Source organism: Arthrobacter sp. TmtSoilC77, from assembly GCF_059739415.1.
Window position 1 is genome coordinate 3865530 of record NZ_AP046050.1, and the last position, 18664, is coordinate 3884193.

General features: G+C 61.9%; 17 protein-coding genes. 6 read left to right on the top strand and 11 right to left on the bottom strand.

Features of this window, described 5'->3' with window-relative positions; genetic code table 11:
* The first annotated feature begins 142 nt into the window (after window positions 1-142).
* Window positions 143-1171 carry a LacI family DNA-binding transcriptional regulator gene (locus AC6I99_RS17760; protein ID WP_497944471.1) on the top strand — a complete coding sequence of 343 codons (1029 nt, stop codon included), beginning with the start codon at window positions 143-145 and terminating at the stop codon, window positions 1169-1171.
* 70 nt (window positions 1172-1241) lie between these two features.
* Here AC6I99_RS17760 and AC6I99_RS17765 read toward each other — a convergent pair whose 3' ends face one another.
* Window positions 1242-1940 (bottom strand): FadR/GntR family transcriptional regulator, encoded by a 699-nt coding sequence (locus AC6I99_RS17765; RefSeq protein WP_497944470.1) that lies wholly within the window; start codon window positions 1938-1940, stop codon window positions 1242-1244.
* 91 nt (window positions 1941-2031) lie between these two features.
* On the opposite strand from AC6I99_RS17765, the gene AC6I99_RS17770 reads away from it, so the two are divergent.
* Window positions 2032-3363 carry an alpha-hydroxy acid oxidase gene (locus AC6I99_RS17770; RefSeq protein WP_497944469.1) on the top strand — a complete coding sequence of 444 codons (1332 nt, stop codon included), beginning with the start codon at window positions 2032-2034 and terminating at the stop codon, window positions 3361-3363.
* An 80-nt stretch (window positions 3364-3443) separates the two neighbouring features.
* Here AC6I99_RS17770 and gdhA read toward each other — a convergent pair whose 3' ends face one another.
* A complete protein-coding gene (gene gdhA / locus AC6I99_RS17775) occupies window positions 3444-4781 on the bottom strand; it encodes an NADP-specific glutamate dehydrogenase (protein ID WP_497944468.1) in 1338 nt (445 codons plus the stop codon).
* A gap of 214 nt (window positions 4782-4995) precedes the next feature.
* Window positions 4996-5568 carry an ArsR/SmtB family transcription factor gene (locus tag AC6I99_RS17780; RefSeq protein WP_497944467.1) on the bottom strand — a complete coding sequence of 191 codons (573 nt, stop codon included), beginning with the start codon at window positions 5566-5568 and terminating at the stop codon, window positions 4996-4998.
* Between the two features lie 155 nt (window positions 5569-5723).
* Here AC6I99_RS17780 and AC6I99_RS17785 point away from each other — a divergent pair, with 155 nt between their 5' ends.
* The gene (locus AC6I99_RS17785) at window positions 5724-6200 is read left to right on the top strand and encodes a hypothetical protein (RefSeq protein ID WP_497944466.1); all 477 of its coding nucleotides are present in this window, start codon (window positions 5724-5726) and stop codon (window positions 6198-6200) included.
* Window positions 6201-6218: 18 nt separating this feature from the next.
* Here the strand turns inward: AC6I99_RS17785 and AC6I99_RS17790 are convergent, their stop codons facing one another.
* On the bottom strand, window positions 6219-7367 hold the full coding sequence (locus AC6I99_RS17790) for an acetoin utilization protein AcuC (RefSeq protein WP_497944465.1): 1149 nt from the start codon (window positions 7365-7367) through the stop codon (window positions 6219-6221).
* On the opposite strand from AC6I99_RS17790, the gene AC6I99_RS17795 reads away from it, so the two are divergent.
* The 3 genes from AC6I99_RS17795 to AC6I99_RS17805 are packed head-to-tail and all read left to right on the top strand — an operon-like array spanning window position 7366 to window position 9659.
* Window positions 7366-7503 carry a hypothetical protein gene (locus tag AC6I99_RS17795; RefSeq protein WP_224088820.1) on the top strand — a complete coding sequence of 46 codons (138 nt, stop codon included), beginning with the start codon at window positions 7366-7368 and terminating at the stop codon, window positions 7501-7503. The two genes, AC6I99_RS17790 and AC6I99_RS17795, sit on opposite strands and share 2 nt — an antisense overlap.
* A gap of 43 nt (window positions 7504-7546) precedes the next feature.
* A complete protein-coding gene (locus AC6I99_RS17800) occupies window positions 7547-8980 on the top strand; it encodes a TrkH family potassium uptake protein (RefSeq protein ID WP_224088821.1) in 1434 nt (477 codons plus the stop codon).
* 40 nt (window positions 8981-9020) lie between these two features.
* Window positions 9021-9659: a potassium channel family protein gene (locus tag AC6I99_RS17805; RefSeq protein WP_377652913.1), complete on the top strand. Its 639-nt coding sequence runs from the start codon at window positions 9021-9023 to the stop codon at window positions 9657-9659.
* A gap of 7 nt (window positions 9660-9666) precedes the next feature.
* On the opposite strand, the gene proC is transcribed toward AC6I99_RS17805, so the two are convergent.
* From proC to AC6I99_RS17840, 7 genes are all read right to left on the bottom strand, one after another.
* Window positions 9667-10497 carry a pyrroline-5-carboxylate reductase gene (proC, locus tag AC6I99_RS17810; protein WP_497944464.1) on the bottom strand — a complete coding sequence of 277 codons (831 nt, stop codon included), beginning with the start codon at window positions 10495-10497 and terminating at the stop codon, window positions 9667-9669.
* A 258-nt stretch (window positions 10498-10755) separates the two neighbouring features.
* Window positions 10756-11589: a sugar phosphate isomerase/epimerase family protein gene (locus tag AC6I99_RS17815; protein WP_216927041.1), complete on the bottom strand. Its 834-nt coding sequence runs from the start codon at window positions 11587-11589 to the stop codon at window positions 10756-10758.
* 1 nt (window position 11590) lies between these two features.
* Window positions 11591-12712 carry a Ppx/GppA phosphatase family protein gene (locus AC6I99_RS17820; protein ID WP_497944463.1) on the bottom strand — a complete coding sequence of 374 codons (1122 nt, stop codon included), beginning with the start codon at window positions 12710-12712 and terminating at the stop codon, window positions 11591-11593.
* 89 nt (window positions 12713-12801) lie between these two features.
* Window positions 12802-13236, bottom strand: a complete 435-nt coding sequence (locus tag AC6I99_RS17825) for an SseB family protein (protein ID WP_224165298.1) — start codon at window positions 13234-13236, stop codon at window positions 12802-12804.
* 182 nt (window positions 13237-13418) lie between these two features.
* Window positions 13419-16142 carry a type I DNA topoisomerase gene (gene topA / locus AC6I99_RS17830; protein WP_224165299.1) on the bottom strand — a complete coding sequence of 908 codons (2724 nt, stop codon included), beginning with the start codon at window positions 16140-16142 and terminating at the stop codon, window positions 13419-13421.
* 113 nt (window positions 16143-16255) lie between these two features.
* Window positions 16256-16966, bottom strand: coding sequence for an ArsR/SmtB family transcription factor (locus tag AC6I99_RS17835; protein ID WP_224165300.1), 711 nt, complete (start codon window positions 16964-16966; stop codon window positions 16256-16258).
* A complete protein-coding gene (locus tag AC6I99_RS17840) occupies window positions 16963-18612 on the bottom strand; it encodes a DUF7059 domain-containing protein (RefSeq protein ID WP_497944462.1) in 1650 nt (549 codons plus the stop codon). The genes AC6I99_RS17835 and AC6I99_RS17840 overlap by 4 nt, the downstream gene beginning before the upstream one ends.
* Between the last annotated feature and the right edge of the window lie 52 nt (window positions 18613-18664).

Sequence of the window (18664 nt, forward strand, 5' to 3'; positions counted from 1 at the left end):
GACGGCCCGGCGTGATCTGGGAAGAATCATGAGAAAGCGTTTTCTCAGAGCGTTATAAGCTTTGTATCAAGACTCTGGCGGTTCCGTCAACCATTGCCCCAACGCAGGGGCAGCACGCGGACAGCCAACCGGAAGGGGCAACATGGCACGGAGGAACACCAATCGGCGGATTGGCATTGCCGATGTCGCGGAGAAGGCAGGCGTCTCGCACGCCACAGTGTCCCGCGTCATGAACGGTAACGCCGCCGTTGATCCCGGCATTGCCGAGCGCGTCCGTGCGGCGGCAGCCGAATTGAAGTACCAACCCAACCCGGTGGGCCGAAGCCTGGCCTTGGGCAAAACCGACACCATCGGCATAGTTGTCCCGGACCTGGCAAACCCCACGTTCCAGGCCATCCTCCGCGGACTTAGCATTGCCGCCTCCCAGGACGGGTATCGCGTCCTGATCGCGGATTCATCCGAAGTAACCAGCGAGGAAGCAATCCTGGCTGGAGAAGCCCGTCGCCGCTGCGATGGCGTGGTGCTCTGCGCACCCCGAATGGGCGATGCCGAACTTGAAGAGCTGGCACCTACCCTGCATCCGCTGGTACTCATCAACCGCACCACGGTGGCCACCAACACTCCAAGCCTCAGCGTGGACTACGGCCAAGGTATCCAGGAACTCGCCCAGCACTTGGTGGGCCTGGGCCACCGGCGGCTGGCCTATCTCTCCGGCCCGGAGCACAGCGCATCCAACCGCCAGCGCTTGGTGGGCCTGGAAAAATTCCGGAAACAGCACCCGGAGATTGAACTCCAAATGCTCCACGGCGGGTCCAACTTCGACTCCGGACATGAATCCACCGAGGCCATCATCGCCAGTGGCGCCACCGGCATCCTGGCCTTCAACGACCTCGTCGCCATGGGTTTGCTCAGTGGCCTGCACGAGCATGGCATGCGGGTTCCGGAGGACATCTCGGTGACGGGGTTCGACGACATCCCGTTCGCCAAGTACACCACTCCCCCGCTGACCACCGCCGCCGTGCCCATCAACGAGCTCGGGAGCCTAGCGTGGCGCAGGATGCGGGAGCAGATCCAGCAAGCAGGCGAATCCACCACCCAAGCCCAGGATGAGTTCTCGCCGAGGATGGAAATCCGCAAGAGCACTGCAGCCCCGGCCTTCAAGCCCGCCTAGAAATGCAACGCGGGGTCACTTAGGGCCCATCCGGAAGCCCATCATGGGCCCTAAGTGACCCCGCGTTGCTCTATTCTCCGGAAGTCTGCGAGCCCACTCCGGCCTCTTTGTAGAAGCCTTCGATGTGGGCCGCCACGAGCTCTGCTGCCCGGCCGCCGTCGTTCGCATTGACGGCGGCGAGGATGGCGCGATGCTCGGCCCTGAGCCGTTCGGAAGTCGCCTTCCAATCCGGAAGGTTCCCGGTCAACTCGCCGGCGTAGTTTTCAATGGCGCCCCGCAATGACGCCATCATTGCACTGACCACTGTATTTCCGGCAGCCTGTGCCAGTGCCACATGGAACCGGGCATCAAGGGCCAGGAACGCCTCGATGTCCGGACTGTTGTCCATTTGCTCGAGCAGCGCCGCCGCCTCATCAAGGGCAGGGGCGCCAACTTTGGCCCGGGCAGCTGCCCAGGATTCGAGCAGCACCCGGGTCTCCACGATGTCGGCCACGGGAAGGTGCCGGGTTGCCACGTGGAGGCGGAGCGTGGAGCCCAGTGCAGAGCCGGGCTCGGCGATCACTACAGTTCCCGCATCCTTGCCCGAGCCAACACCCGCGCGCACAACACCCATTGCTTCAAGGATCCGCACGGCCTCCCGTACAGATGTCCTGGATACCTGCAGCTGCTCGGCCATTGCCCGCTCTCCGGGGAGCCGACCGCCGAGGGCGAGGTCGCCGTCGGATAGCTGCTTTTCTATCCACTGCAGGACTAGTTCGTGGGTACGCATACGGGAATACTAGTTGATGTGGTCCAACCACATGGCTTACAGTGTGGTTAGACCACAGTGGTAGGACCACAGAATTTCAAGGGAGAACCGCATGACCGACACCCTCGATCCGAAGATCACAGCAGCCCCGGCCAATGCCGGGAGCGACGAAACCGTCAGCCGGCCGCCCCAGCCGACGCCCGCCGTCGTACAACCTCCGGCACTGAAGCGGCGCCTCCCCAAGGTGTCGGACCTGGCGCCGCTCATGCAGTTCAAGAAGCCAGAATTCAGCAAGGCCGCCCGCCTCAAGCGTGCCAGCACCATCTGGGACCTGCGCGACATCGCCAAACGCCGCACGCCGCAGGCCCCCTTCGACTACACTGACGGCGCCGCGGAAGCCGAGATCACGCTGCGCCGGGCGCGCCAGGCGTTCCAGGACATCGAATTCCGCCCCGGGATCCTTCGCGATGTTTCCAGGATCGACCTCCGCACGGACATTCTGGGGAAGGAATCGCGCCTCCCCTTCGGCATTGCGCCCACCGGATTCACCCGAATGATGCAGTCCGAGGGCGAATACGCCGGCTCGCAGGCCGCAGAAGCTGCCGGCATTCCCTACACGCTGTCCACGATGGGCACGGCCTCGATCGAGGACGTTGCTACGGCGGCTCCGGACGGCCGCAACTGGTTCCAGCTGTACCTCTGGACCGATCGTGACCGCTCCCTGGAGTTGATCGAGCGCGCCGCCAAAGCAGGCAACGATACCCTCATGGTGACCGTGGATACTGCTGTAGCCGGGGCTCGACTGAGGGATGTCCGTAATGGCATGACCATCCCGCCGGCGCTGACACTCAAGACAGTCCTGGATGCGTCCTACCGACCCGCGTGGTGGTTCAACTTCCTGACGCATGAGCCGCTGACCTTCGCGTCGCTCTCGCGGTATACGGGAACGGTGGCGGACCTCATCAACTCAATGTTCGACCCCACGCTGACGTATGAGGACCTTGATTGGCTGCGTGAAACCTGGAAGGGCAAGCTTGTGGTCAAGGGCATCCAGACGGTAGAAGACGCCCGCAAGGTGGTGGACCACGGCGCCGACGGCATCGTCCTGTCCAACCATGGTGGCCGCCAACTGGACCGGGCGCCTATCCCGTTCCATTTGTTGCCTGAAGTTTCGGCAGCCCTGCAGGCGGACAACAGCAAGGCCGCGATCATGCTGGATACGGGCATCATGAGCGGCGCCGACATCGTGGCAGCCCTCGCCTTGGGGGCAGACTTTGCCTTGATCGGCCGCGCATACCTCTATGGACTCATGGCCGGCGGACGCGAAGGCGTGGACCGCACTATCCAGATCCTCGAGAAGGACATGACCCGCACCATGGCGCTCCTGGGCGTCAGCAAGGTATCGGATCTGAACCCGGACCACGTGCGGCTGCTGCAGAAGTAGCCCACCCAACCAGGTCGCAGTTAAGCACGTTTTGAGCCCGCTAAACGCGCTTAATTGCGACCCAGTTGGGGGCGCGGGCTCTAGATCAGGCCCTGGGCCAGCATCGCGTCGGCTACCTTGACGAATCCGCCGATATTGGCGCCCACCACATAGTTTCCGGGCGAACCATATTCTTCGGCGGTTTCTGCGCAGCGGTCATGGATGCCCACCATGATCTCGGTAAGCCGCTGTTCCGTGTGCTCAAATGACCACGAATCACGGCTGGCGTTCTGCTGCATTTCCAGCGCGGACGTAGCAACACCACCAGCATTGGCGGCTTTACCCGGGCCGAACAGAACGCCCGCCTCCTGGAACACTGACACTGCCGAACGCGTGGAGGGCATGTTGGCGCCTTCAGCTACGGCAATCAGGCCGTTGCTGACCAACTTGGCGGCAGCGTCGCCGTCGAGCTCGTTTTGCGTGGCGCATGGCAGCGCGACCGTGCCGTTCACGTCCCACACGGAACCTCCGGCTACGTGGCTGGCTCCGGAACGGCGCGCAGCGTATTCGGTGAGGCGCCCGCGTTCCACTTCCTTGATCTGGCTGAGAAGCCCGACGTCGATTCCCGCCTCATCCACGACGTAACCGGCGGAATCGGAACAGGCCACCACGGTTGCACCGAGGGATTGTGCCTTGGCAATCGCATTGATGGCCACGTTTCCCGAACCGGACACCACAACGCGCTGGCCGTCAAAGGAAGCACCACGGGTCTTGAGCATCTCCTGGGCGAAGATCACGGTGCCGTAGCCGGTAGCCTCCGGCCGGACCAACGAGCCACCCCAGGAAATCCCCTTGCCGGTGAGGACACCGGATTCATAGCGGTTGGTGATGCGCTTGTACTGGCCAAAGAGGTAGCCGATCTCGCGCCCGCCAACCCCAATATCGCCGGCCGGGACATCGGTGTATTCACCGATATGCCGGTACAACTCAGTCATGAACGACTGGCAGAACCGCATGATCTCGGCGTCGGAGCGTCCGCGGGGATCGAAGTCGGAACCGCCCTTGCCACCGCCGATCGGCATGCCTGTAAGGGCATTTTTGAAGATCTGCTCAAAGCCGAGGAACTTCACGATGCCCAGGTACACCGACGGGTGGAACCGGAGCCCGCCTTTGTACGGGCCAAGCGCCGAATTGAACTCCACCCGAAAACCGCGGTTTACGTGGACGCGGCCTGAGTCGTCGGTCCACGGCACGCGGAAGATGATCTGCCGTTCGGGTTCGCACAGACGCTCCAGCACGGCACCCTCAAGGAATTCGGGGTGCCGATCGTGAACAGGCCCCAGGCTTTCGAAGACCTCGGTGACCGCCTGGTGGAACTCCTTCTCGCCAGGGTTCCGCGCCAATACGGTGTTCCGGACAGCTTCGAGCCTCGAATCCATGCGTCTTCCTATCCATCCATGCGCCGACTGGCGACGAGACGATTCAGTCCCGTCATCGTTGCATCATTGGACGTAGGATCTCCATCCAGCGAGAATGTGACCCACGGGAAGAGTTAACACAACCGTAGAAAAACCCCGCAAACGCAAGGAAACCTGACGCTAATGAAACCTCACAAGGTGTTCAAGATCACGTTGGATTGAGTTGGTGAGCGAACTAGCGCTTGCGACCGAATTTCGGAAGGTTGGGAAGATTCGGGAGGTTGGCCAGCAGATCCGCCGCTTTAGTGGCAGCGCGGCCAACAGTCCGGCCAATCTGCTGCGGAACGGTGTCGTCCGATGCCGGATCCAGCGAGACGGGCACCCCATCTGAGTGGACTTTCACGGCCTTGCTGACGGCCTCGGCACGAGTTGCAACGAGATCCGGCACAGTGGGTTCCACATTCGACGCGGCGGGCACAGCCTCAGCGGAAGCCGCCGTTTGCGGCGCTGCTTCCTCGGATGGTACGACGGCGGCACCAGCCGAGGGTCCGACGTCGAACGTTTCCAGCCAGGTAGCCACACCTGCCAGCGGCTTCGGGTTCAGCGCGTAGTAGCGCTTCTGCCCCTGGGCGCGCATGCTGACGAGGTCAGCCTCGCGGAGCACCTTCAGATGCTTGGAGATAGTGGGCTGGCTTGCAGCCAGTTCTTCCACCAGTTCGCCTACAGCTTTATCCCCAGAGCGGAGTGAAACCAGGATGTCGCGCCTGGTTGCCTCAGCTATGACGGCAAATACGTCGTCAGTCACCATGCCTCCCACCCTAGCGACATATACGCCAAATGGCATCCCTGTTTCGTGCCGCGACGGTGGTGGATCGTTGACCCTATCCAAGGCCAATGCTAAAACGGATTCACGGTCCGTCCGGGCTGCCAGGCCCCGGCCGCCAAAAGCACGGGGGCGGGGCAATGACTGATTTCCTTCGGCGCCAAATCTTCAACATCATCGCCGGCGTGTTCCTTGCCGTCTTCGTCTTTGTGTGGAGTGCCGTGCTCCTTCGGGTCGGCACCTGGGTTCCAACAGGTGATCTGACGGCCCCTGAACTGAACGGCGCCCTGGTTACCGCGGCGGGAGTCCTCGCCACGTCCCTGAGTTCGCTAACGGCATCCGCACTGGGGTTCACCATTTCGGAGGTTAAGCGGGACAGCGCGAACGCGGGCGAATCCAGTGCCGTCGTCAGCCCGGCGGAGGTTGCCTTACGGTTATCGGGACGGGTGATAGTCGCGATCATGGTTTACATCACCATGGGCTTGCTGGTCCTGGTGCTATGGCTGTTCAAGGGCCAAGCGTCCACGGACCTCATCGGAGCATTTGCTTTGTCGTTGCTGGGCTGGCTCGTGGGTGCGGCGGGCGTGGTCTTTCAGACCGAGAGGTCCGAATCATAGGGAGTGGTTCGAGACCGTCTAATCGAACCAGGGATCGAGCCCGTACAAAGGAAAGATCTCCTTGCGCGTGGCAATGACCGTCCGGTCCACCTCGTCCGCGGGGTCGTATCCAACTTCCCAGGAACGCCACCAGACATCCACGTCATCGCTCATCGACTCGGGCGCCCAAACCCCGTAAGTTTCCCTGACGTAGGTCCGCCAGGCCTCGGGAACGGGCGTGCTTAGCGGAACCGGCCGCTGCGTCACCATCCCGATCAGGTGGCTCCACGCACGTGGCACAACACCCGTGATGTCATAGCCACCTCCACCAGTGGCTATCCACCGGTTATCGCAGTACCTGGCGGCAAGGCTGGCGACGGCGCTGGCCGCCTCCCGCTGCCCGTCCACGCTGAGGTTGAGGTGCGTCAATGGATCCAGGCGGTGCGAATCACAGCCGTGCTGGCTGACAATCACCTCGGGATTGAAAGCTCCAACCAGCTGCGGTACCACCGCGTGAAAGGCGCGAAGCCATGCGGCGTCTCCCGTGAACGCCGGCAACGCAACATTGACAACCGTGCCTTGCGCATCCGGGCCGCCGGTTTCATTTGCGAAACCCGTTCCCGGAAAGAGGGTAAGCCCGGATTCGTGCAGGGAAATTGTCATGACGCGGGGGTCATTCCAAAAAATGCTTTGTGTTCCGTCGCCATGGTGGGCATCGACGTCGATGCTCACCACGCGCCGCACACCGCCGTCCAGAAGCCGCTGGATGGCGATTGCGACGTCGTTATAGACGCAGAATCCGCTGGCCCGCTCGCGCGCGGCATGATGCAATCCACCACTGAAATTCACGGCGCGCACGGCCTTCCCGGAGAGGATGGACTCAGCAGCCAACAGGGAACCACCGGCGAGCCGGGCACTGGCCTCGTGCATGCCGGCAAATGCGGGATCATCCTCGGTTCCGAGCCCCCGGTCTTCCTCGGGCATGGACGGATCCTGGCTAACGCGGCGCACCGCCTCGACGTACTCCGCGCTGTGCACCGAGCAAAGTTCGACGTCGGTGGCCAGCTCCGGCTTCTCCACCGCCACATGGCTGTGGCTGAAAAGACCAAGGGATTCCGCGAGCCTCGCAGTTAACTCCAGCCGCTGCGGGGCCATAGGATGGCTGGGACCAAAGTTGTAAGCAGTCATGGCCGGATCCCACACAACCGTCGTTGGCAGTGCGGATCGCGTAATGCTGGAAGCAGTTGTTCCAAGCCTGGAGTTCATCCAGAACAGGCTACCTGAGGCCGCGGAGCTCTACCGCCCGGTTACGCTGCAGGAATAGTGGTTTACTACTCAGGAAAGCATGTTCAACCGAGGAAGAACCCATGTCTCAAAGCCAGTCGCGCTCTGCGAGCCCGGCCAACTGGCAACCCGGCCAGCAGGAACGTGAAGGTCTGTGGATTTTCACGCGTGCGCGCGACTTCATTGACAACATCGCCAACACGTCCCCGGCCCGCCTGGCCCTGGTCGCTTTCGCCTCGGTGATCCTGCTCTTCACAGGCTTGTTGTCCTTGCCGTTCTCCTCGGCTTCGGGCGAACCTACTCCTCTGCACCAGGCCATGTTCACGGCGGTTTCCAGTGTCTGCGTGACCGGCCTGACCGTGGTTTCCACCGCCACCCACTGGTCCTTCCTTGGCCAGCTCATTATTTTGGTGGGCATCTTCGTGGGCGGCCTTGGCACTTTGACCCTCGCTTCACTGTTGGCCCTCATGGTCAGCAAGCGGCTAGGTGTACGCGGCAAGCTCATCGCCCAGGAGGCCATGAACAACGCCGGCAGGCTTGGTGAAGTGGGTACGCTGCTGCGCATCGTCATCGTGACCTCCGTGGTGATCGAAGGCGCCCTTGCCTTGGCCCTGATCCCCCGCTTCATGCTTCTCGGCGAGCCATTCTGGCAGTCGGTGTGGCACGGGGTCTTCTACTCGATCTCGTCCTTCAACAATGCCGGATTTACGCCGCACTCGGACGGAATCGTGCCCTACGAGACCGACCTCTGGATCCTGGTTCCACTCATGTTGGGCGTGTTCCTTGGCAGCCTCGGCTTCCCGGTAGTGATGGTTCTGCAACAGAACGGCCTGAACTGGAAGAAGTGGAACCTCCACACCAAGCTCACCATCCAGGTGTCCTTCATCCTGCTGCTCGCCGGCACGGTCCTGTGGGCGCTCATGGAATGGGACAACGTGCGGACCATCGCGCACATGGATCTTGGCGACAAGCTCATCCATTCCCTCTTTGCATCAGTGATGACGCGCTCAGGCGGGTTCAACCTGGTTGACCAGAACCACATGGAATCCACCACGATGCTCCTCACGGATGCCCTCATGTTTGCCGGCGGCGGCTCGGCGTCCACCGCGGGTGGCATCAAGGTGACCACTATCGCGGTCATGTTCCTCGCCATTGTTGCCGAGGCCCGTGGAGATGCCGATGTGAAGGTCTACGGACGCACGATTCCCCAAGGCACCATGCGGGTGGCCATCTCGGTGATTGTTGCCGGCGCCACACTTGTATCGGTCGCGGCATTCCTGCTGCTCTCCATCAGCGGCGCAACACTGGACAGGGTGCTCTTTGAAACCATCTCCGCCTTTGCCACAGTGGGACTGAGCACCAACCTCAGCGCCGAGCTGCCGCCGTCGGGCGTTTACGTCCTGACCGCACTCATGTTCGCAGGCCGTGTGGGCACCGTAACCCTCGCTGCCGGCCTGGCCCTGCGCCAGCGCAGCCAGCTGTACCACTACCCGGAAGAGAGGCCAATCATTGGCTAGTACCACAGGGGCGGCCAACCGCCCCGCCCACAACGCACCAGTGCTGGTCATTGGCCTTGGCCGGTTCGGGTCGGCCACAGCCGAGCAATTGGTCAAGCAAGGCCGGGAAGTCCTGGCGATTGAACGCGACCGGACGCTCGTCCAGAAATGGGCGCCCGTGCTCACCCACGTGGTTGAGGCGGACGCCACCAACATCGATGCCTTGCGCCAGCTGGGGGCCCAGGAGTTCAGCTCCGCCGTGGTGGGCGTGGGCACGTCCATCGAGTCCTCGGTGCTCATCACGGTGAACCTGGTGGACCTGGGCATCCAACACCTCTGGGTCAAGGCGATCACCCCATCCCACGGCAAGATCCTCAGCCGGATCGGCGCCAACCACGTGATCTACCCGGAAGCCGACGCCGGCGTCCGTGCCGCACACCTGGTGTCAGGGCGCATGCTGGACTTCATCGAGTTCGACGACGACTACGCGATCGTCAAGATGTATCCGCCCAAGGAAACTGTGGGCTTCACCCTGGAGGAATCCAAGGTGCGTTCCAAATACGGCGTGACGATCGTCGGCGTGAAGACCCCCGGTGAGGACTTCACGTATGCACGGCCGGAAACCAAGGTGTCCGGACACGACATGCTGATCGTGTCCGGACACGTCGATCTCCTGGAGCGCTTCGCAGCACGGCCCTAGGGCGCGGTCAGCCCAGCTGTTTTGTGATCTCGGCTGCGCGGTTGGCAGCCGCACGGGCTCCCTCAGCGATGATCCGGGGGATCCCGCCGTCGTCGAATGCTGCGATAGCCCGCTCGGTGGTGCCGTTGGGACTGGTTACGGCAACGCGAAGTGCAGTGGGGTCCGCCCCTGGTTCCGCCAGCATGAAACCGGCGCCCGCCACCGTTTCGCGGGCCAGCATGACGGACAGTTCGGCGTCCAGCCCCAATTCAACACCCGCAGCGGCCATGGCCTCAGCCAAATAGAACGCGTAGGCGGGGCCGGATCCACTGATGGCGGACAACGCGTCCACTTGTTCCTCGGGCACCTCCACAACCTTGCCGGCACCTGCCAGCGCTGCCTTCACCCTCTCCAGCTGTTCCGGCGTGCAGTGCGTTCCGGGCGAAACGGATACGACGCCGCGACCCAGCTTTGCGGGTGTGTTCGGCATGGTGCGGATCACCGGCTGCCCCTCCGGGAGGGCCGCCTCAAGCTGCGCGATGGAAACCGCAGCTGCCACGCTCACAACAACGGTGTCCTTCGCGAGTGCCGGGCTGATTTCCCGGGCAAGGTCTGTAATGCCAACTGGCTTGACGCCAAGGATGACTATGCCGGAACCCTTGGCGGCGAGCTTGTTGTTGTCAGGCTCTTCCTCGCCGGCGATCGCCATAACGCCGTACCGCTGCGCAAGCTCTTCTGCGCGCTCGGCACGTCGGACAGTGGCGACGACATCGGATGGGTCAGCCCCGGCGGCAAGGAGACCGGCCAGAATTGCCTCGTTCATGGATCCACAGCCAAGGAATGCGATTCGGTTGCTCATTGCACCATCATGGCAGTTTGCCCATGGAGGGGTCGAACGCTGTCCGGATTCACAGCTTGTTCCCAAGAATATTGCAGGCAGCACCCAAGCTTGGTCCGTAACTTAGTAGTTACCTCATTGAGGGTGCGAGTGATGAGGCGGGCATGGGGATGCCCGCCAACAGCACCGGTGGCCGGGGCGGGTTTTCCCCCATTTCCCGATTCGGCCGCCGGTGCTTTCGCTTTTAATGGCGTTGGCTTCCAATTACCGAGTTGGCTACTAATTATCGTGCGACCGCACCAGCGGGATGCTGAGGTGCTGACGTGCGAAACGAAGCGTTTCCGCCAACATTTCTTCACGCTCACCAGCCACCTTGGCCTTGCGGGTTGAAATCTCAGCCACCACAACACCACTGAAACCGTTGGAAGCAAGGTGTTGGAGGGCGTCCGCGCACTGCTGCGTCCCCGTTCCCGGCACCAGGTGCTCGTCTTTCCCGGAACCTGAACCATCCGTGAGGTGAACGTGACGGAGTTTGCTGCCTAGTGCCTGGATGGCTTCCAAACTGTTTGCCCCCGCAGTTGCCGCATGCGAGAAGTCCCAGGTGACGTCGTCGTAATCCTGTCCCAAGGGATCCCAGTGCGGCAGGTAGGCAACAGCCTCCCGTCCGCGGACGCGCCACGGGTACATGTTCTCCACCGCGATGTGCACTTGATACATCGCAGCAATTTCCCGAACACCCGCAGCGAAGTTCTCGGCATAATTCGACTGCCAGCGGAACGGTGGATGGACCACCACGGTGTCGCAGCCGACCTCCCTGGCCATCTGGCAGGACTTCTCGATCTTGTTCCATGCGGCTCCCCAGACCTGCTGTGTGAGCAGCAGCGTGGGCGCGTGAATAGAGACGATCTGCTGGTGGTAACGATGGCTCAACTGGATGAGGGCGTCGGGATTCTGGCTCACGGCGTTGTTGGTGACCATGACCTCAACACCTTCATAACCAAGGTCCTGGGCAACCGCGAAAGCATCATGGACGCTCAGCGGATAGACGGAGGCACTGGACAGTGCCACCGGGATATGGCGGTTATTTGCAACGGGCTCGACGTCGGTGCTCATCTCAGGAAGCCAGCCCGCCTACCACGGGGGCCGGAATTGGTGCAGGGGCAGGGTTGTTCACGGGCACAGGGAACTCCTCAAACGTGTGCTGGGGCTCGTCGTTGTCCGTCGTTTTGTCGCCTTCCTTGGCGGCTTTTTTCTTGGACTTGTCCTTCTTGCGCTTCCCGACGTGAGGCGCGGGATCCACGGCATCATCGAAGACCAACTGGTCCAGGCGTCGAAGGATCAGGCCTTCCCGCAAAGCCCACGGACAGATTTCCATCTTAGGGAATTCAAAGAGCTCCAATGCGGCCTCCGCCACCAGAGCCCCGGCCAGCAATTGTCGGGCGCGCGCATCTGAAACGCCTGGGAGGTATAGGCGGTCCTCAACCTTCATGGCGGATATGCGCTGGGCCCACAAGCCAAGATCGGCGGCGTGGAGTTCCCGTTTCACATACGGACCGGCGGCGCTGGGGGCAGCACCAGCGATCCGCGCAAGGGAGCGGAACGTCTTGGAGGTACCCGCCACCAGGTTGGCCCGGCCAAGCTCGTGGAAATTTCGGACAACAGGCTTAAGGGTAGAGCGGATGTACCGCCTCAGCTCCTTGATGCTCTTGGCGCTGGGTGGATCATCATGGAGCCAATCCCGCGTCAGCCGGCTGGCTCCCAACGGAACGGAGGTAGCGAATTCCGGGAGTTCGTCCGTGCCGTAGGCCATTTCGAAGGATCCCCCGCCAATGTCCAGATCCAGGATCGGACCGGCGCCCCAGCCGTACCAACGACGAACGGCAAAGAAAGTCATGGACGCTTCTTCGCTGCCCGTGAGCTCCTGGAGAGTCACCGTGGTCTCGTGTTTGACCCGGGCCAGGACCTCGGCGCCGTTGGTTGCCTCACGGATTGCCGAGGTACAAAACGCGAGCAAATCCTCGGCCTTGTGGCGTGCTGCGAACTCCCACGCCTCCAGGACGAACTCAATCAGCTCAGTCTGGCCGGCATCGTTGATGTTGCCATCGCCGTCGAGGTATTGCACCAGGGAGAGTGGCCGTTTGTGGGAGGCAAAAGCCACTGGGCGGGCACCGGGATGGGCGTCCACGAGCAGCAGGTGGACGGTGTTTGAACCGATATCGAGAACGCCAAGACGCATTCTGCCATTATTCACTGATTCGAAGCCGGGGAAGCAACTTGGCGGCCACGTTTCGCTGACAGGCAGACCTCCCGCGCCCAGGATGCCAGCTATTCCGTTGGCTCCCCTGCCTCGTCTGCCCGTTTGAAGTCGCGGCGGATGTTGGCGATCCCCTCAGGATCGATTTCGAAGCCATATTCGCTTCCGGGGTTGATGACCATGCCCAGTTCGTCGCCGATGTTACCGAGGATCGCCGAACCCATGGTGCCCAGAATGTGCGGGGCCGCTTCCAGGAAGCGCTCATCCACACGGCTCGGGTGGCTGAACACCGCGAGAACAGGCTGTCCATCAGCGTTCGAAAGGACCAATGGCTCTACGGCAGAGTCCGGTCCATCCACTGCTTCGGAACTGATGAGGTAGACCTCGTTGTTCAGGAAAGCAAGGATGACGTCTACCGGGTTGGCGTCCGGCTGTTCAGCCAAGGCGAGCTTCGCTTCGAGGTCGTTCAAGGGTCCGTTGTCCGGTGAAGCCGTCTGTTCAGTCATGGTTCTACTCGACCACGATGCCGTCCGGGACGCAATTCGATGGCTTCCCGGACCGCACCCTGTCTTGTTGAGGCGTCACCTTGTAGCCGGCCGCTCGTGGCCCGCCTGCTTGTTGGCCCGGTTGCTTGTTGGCCCGGTTGCTTGTTGGCCCGGCTGCTTTTGGCCGGGCTACTTTTGGCTGGCTACTTTTTGGCGGCGGCTTTCCTGGCTGGCGCCTTGCGCGTAGTCGTCCGCTTGACGGGGCCCTTGGCCCGCTTCTCGGCAAGAAGTTCGACGGCGCGTTCCCGGGTCAGTTCCTCAAGGGACGTTGAGCGCGGAACCGTGATGTTCGTGACGCCGTCGGTGATGTATGGACCGAATCGGCCCTCCTTCACGACAATGTTCTTCTCCGACACGGGGTCCGGGCCGAACTCGGCCAGCGGCGGCACGGCGGCCCGGGCACCACGCTGCTTGGGCTGGGAGTAGATCTCCAAGGCCTGTTCCAGGGTGATGGTGAAGATTTCTTCTTCGGAGCCGATTGAACGGGAGTCCGTACCCTTCTTCAGGTAAGGTCCGAACCGGCCGTTCTGGACGGTGATGACATTTCCTTCAGCGTCCTCGCCCAGCACCCGGGGCAGGCTCATGAGCTGCAGGGCCTCATCCAGGGTGACGCTGTCCACGGTCATGGACTTGAACAACGAACCTGTGCGTGGCTTGGCTTTCACCGGCTTCTTTGGAGGCTTGGGCTTGCCGTTCTTGTAGTACTCAACGGGCTGGTTTGCCAGCTGTTCCTCGGTCATCTCGGGAATGATCTCGGTGACGTAGGCGCCGTAACGGCCGTTCTTGGCAACCACGGTATGGCCCGTGTGTGGATCGGTTCCCAGGACACGTTCCTCAGGAGCTGCAGTTTCCATGAGCTCGATTGCCTTGGCGGCTGTCAACTCATCCGGTGCGAGTTCCTCCGGGACGTTGGCCCGTGCGGACTCCACCACTTCACCGGTCTTCTCATCAACGGTGGGAATGCTGCTTTCCAGGTACGGGCCGAACTTACCCACACGCAAGGTGATGCCCTCGGCTATGGGCACGGAGTTGATCTCGCGGGCGTCAATCTCGCCGAGGTTGTTCACGATGCTCAACAGCCCGGGATCAGCGTCTTCACCATAGTAGAAGTGCTTCAGCCACGCTGCGCCCACGGCTTGGCCGTTGGCGATCTTGTCCAGATCGCCTTCCATGTCAGCGGTGAACTCGTAGTCGACGTAATCCGTGAAGTGCTGCTCAAGCAAGCGAATCACCGAGAAAGCGATCCAGCTGGGGACCAGGGCAGAACCTTGTTTGCGGACATAACCACGATCCTGGATGGTGGAAATCGTGGAGGCATAGGTCGACGGACGGCCGATGCCCCTCTTTTCCAGCTCAGCAGTCAGCGACGCTTCGGTGTAACGCGGAGGCGGTGAGGTTTCGTGCCCAACAGCGACGATGTCCGAGGCCTGCAGGGAGTCATCCTTGGCCACGTTGGGCAGCCGGCGCGCTTCATCGGAGTCTTCATCTCCGCGGCTCTCGTCCTTGCCCTCCTCATAGGCGGCGAGGAAGCCGGGGAAGGTGATGACGGTACCGGAGGCCGAGAATTCAGCGTCGCGCCCGTCAGCTGCTACGGCACCCAGCCGGATGGTGGCTGTGGAGCCCTTGGCATCAGCCATCTGGGACGCTACCGTGCGCTTCCAAATGAGCTCGTACAAACGGAATTCGTCTCCGCTGAGCTGCTTGGCCACCTGGGCGGGAGTTCGGAACGAGTCACCGGCGGGGCGGATGGCTTCGTGGGCCTCCTGGGCATTTGCAGCTTTGTTGGCGTAGACGCGCGGGCTTTGGGGCACGTACTCGGGGCCGTAGAGCTCGGCGGCCTGGCGCCGGGCTGCTGTGACAGCTTCATCGCTCAAAGCCGAGGAGTCGGTACGCATATAAGTGATGTAGCCGTTTTCGTACAGGCGCTGGGCGACCTGCATGGTGCTCTTCGAGGAGAACCTGAGCTTTCGGCCGGCTTCCTGCTGCAGCGTGGAGGTGGTGAACGGTGCGGCAGGACGGCGTGTGTACGGCTTGGTGTCTACCGAACGAACGCGGAAATCGGCGTTCTGCAGGCCTGCGGCCAAGGACGTGGCAAGTTCCTCGTTCAGGTGCACCACGTTGGAGGATGTGAGCTGGCCATTGTCATTAAAGTCACGACCACTGGCGACCTTGGACCCGTCCACCGCAGCAAGCTTCGCCTTGAAGGATCCCGAGTCGGCTCCGAACTGGCCGGTCAGGTCCCAGTAGGAAGCGGCCCGGAAAGCCATACGTTCGCGTTCGCGGTCAACCACCATGCGGGTAACCACGGACTGCACACGTCCTGCGGAGAGCCCCCTGGCGACCTTGCGCCACAGAACCGGTGAGATTTCGTAGCCATAGAGCCTGTCCAGAATACGCCGGGTCTCCTGGGCATCAACCAGTGCGGTATCGACGTCCCGAAGGTTATCCATTGCACGGTGAATAGCTTCCTTGGTGATTTCGCCAAAAGTCATGCGATACACGGGAACTTTGGGTTTAAGGACCTCAAGGAGGTGCCACGCGATGGCTTCGCCCTCGCGGTCCCCATCGGTTGCGAGATAGAGCGCGTCAGCGTCTTTCAGCTGCGCCTTGAGCTCGGCGACCTTTTTCTTCTTGTCCGGGGATACGACGTAGTACGGCTTGAAGTCGTTTTCGATGTCGACGGCGAACTTGCCCAGCGAGGTCTTCTTCAGTTCTGCAGGGAGGTCTGATGGCTGCGGGAGATCCCGGATATGGCCGATGGAAGCCTCGACGATGAAGCCCTCGCCAAGATACTTGGCGATGGTCTTGCTCTTGGCCGGAGACTCCACGATCACGAGTTTCTTGCCGGTTTTTGCCTTGCTGGGCACGGTGCTCCTACAGAAAAAATGTGTAATTGGGCTGGTGCCCATATTGGCCTAGTTCACCATAGATTGCAGAATCCTGCGTTCCGGCGTGGAAATCCGAGGGGCTGGCCGGACCCCTAGTGCCCAGGTGCCATGCGGTCATCCGGGATCATTGACCACAGAGTAGCAACACGCTCGGCACCTTGTGGAATCCGGGTGGGGTCGTCCAGTTCGTACTCCCGCAGGACCTCCCTGATCCGTTCGGAAAGCTCTTTGCGCTGCTGGTTGGTCAAGTACAGCAAATTGCTCGCCAGCACCACCGACGCCGGCTCGTCCGCCGCTTCGCCACGTTGCCGGCGTTCTCCGCGGGCCTTGGCAAAAGCCGAAGCTCTGCGCCGGAAGGCATCCAGCTCAAGATCGACCACTGCGATCTCCGGGCTGGCCACGCTGCCGCCTGAAATCCTGAAGTCAGTTCCAGCAGCCTTCCAACGGCGTTCCCTTGCGTCACCGGCATTTTCGGCCGGGGCAACGATCCCCCATTTCTGGAGTGCACGGAGGTGGTAGCTCATGGCACTGGGCGTCAGGCCGGTGCGGGCCGCGAGCTCAGTGGCTGTGTGGCTTACCTGTGTTGCGTAGAGCTCGGAGATGACCTCCAGGCGGGCGGCGTGCGCCAATGCACGGATAGCCTTGGGATCGGTTATCTCAACCGTTTTCTCGGCCCTCTTTCGCCGAGGGGCATCGCCCGACGCCTGGGATGTCTGGTTGTTCGCAATCACTTCATCAGTGTAAGCAGGGTCACTAACTGAGGACTTGCTACCGAGCGGGCGCGGCGGCCGTGCACTGTTCATACGGACGCCTCTTGCGTATCCGGGAGGAGGAACCCGTCCAGGACGAGATTCCGTACTTCGGCAAGAAGCCCTTCTTGGAAGGACCCTGAATCGAAGTCGTCCGCGCCGCCCAGGAGTGCTTCCAGGGCTCCGGCAATCTGCCTTACGGATAATTGGCCATCACAAGCAGAAACAAAGCCCGCCAGCTCCGTGCTGAGCAGGTTTGTTCGACGAAGGCCGGCCCCTTGCCGGAGGAGGATCACGCCTGGATGCACCGCCCCGGGACGCTGATGGCGTTCTTCGGTGACGTCCTCGGCCACCACAAGGTGTACTTCCGGCAAAGTACTGCCAGCGAGCCAGTCCGCGCGTTCCACGGCCGCGCCCAGATGGGGACCGATAGGTTGCTCAATGGGGTAAGTAATCTCCTCAAACCGGCTGATGCGTGCTTCGTTTGAAGTTTGAGGGCGGCGTAGCCAGATCATGCCAAAGCCGATTCCTTCAACATCCCTCGATGCGAAGTCGTCCAAGTACGCGGCGTATGACTGCTGATAGTGAGTGCGGTCCCGGTTCTCCGAAGCGTCCTGCAGCCAGGTCTCTGCGTACTGTTCCGGGCTCAGCTGCTCACGTTGAATGAACCAAACGTCCAGGCCCGAACCTTTCAGCCATGAGGAAGGCCTGTCATGCCATGGTGTCCCTGTGCGGATCTCCCAGTTGCCGAGCATTTGGGCTGTGCCGCCGGGTTCAAGGACGCCTGCCAGGGTCCGCGCCAACGAGGCGACGATCTCATCGCCGGGCAGGCCGCCGTCGCGGTATGTAAATTGATCAGCCAAGGATTCACCGGCGCTGCGCGGGGTAATGACGAAGGGCGGGTTGGAGACGACGAGCCCGAAACGTTCCCCCGCCACGGGTTCCAGGAGCGAGCCCAGGCGCAGGCTGACGCGGGCTTCGAGGTTGTTCGGATCCAGGTCCAGTTCCTGAGCGTTAAGGAGCAGATTGAAACGGGTGAAGGCGAGCGCCCTCCCGGAGATGTCCGTTGCCGTGACATGTTCGCAGTGATGCAACAAATGGAACGTCTGGATGCCGCAGCCTGTCCCGAGGTCCAGCGCACGGTGCGTGTGCTGCCTGATGGTTGTCTGGACAAGGGTTGTTGATGCCCGTCCTATCCCCAGAACGTGGTCGTGCCTTAGGACCCCGGCTTGTTGGTGGGCAGCGAGATCACTGGCTACCCAAAGCTCCGCTCCCCCGCTGCCGTCCGCATTGGCCTCCCAGCCATAGGGACGTAGATCCACCTTGGCCGTGGCAACACCGGCGTCCAGGGTGATAAGTCCAAGCCGGGCGAGTCCTTGGGCGCCCACGCCGGGGAGTGCAAGGTCAATATCGGACTGCGGCTGTGGGACAGCAAGCAACCACAGCCGCACTATGACGGACAGCGCCCGGGTGCTTTCCACGCCGCTCTTGGACATGCGTTCACTCACCAACAACGCTGGAATGATTTGGTCCCTGTTCAATGCGGCATAGGCGGATTCCCCCAGTAGTTCCGCAACGCCGTCGACCGTGTATGAGATGGCGCGAAGGTCTGAGGCCAGCGACGCAAGGAGCTCCGGGTGGTCGCTGCGCGGGGCGTCGTCAGTATTGCCAGCGGTAAATATTTCGGGGGTTTGAGTCACATTGCAAGTCTATGGGCGCCGCTTCATGGGAGACGTTTCCGGTTTGGGCTAT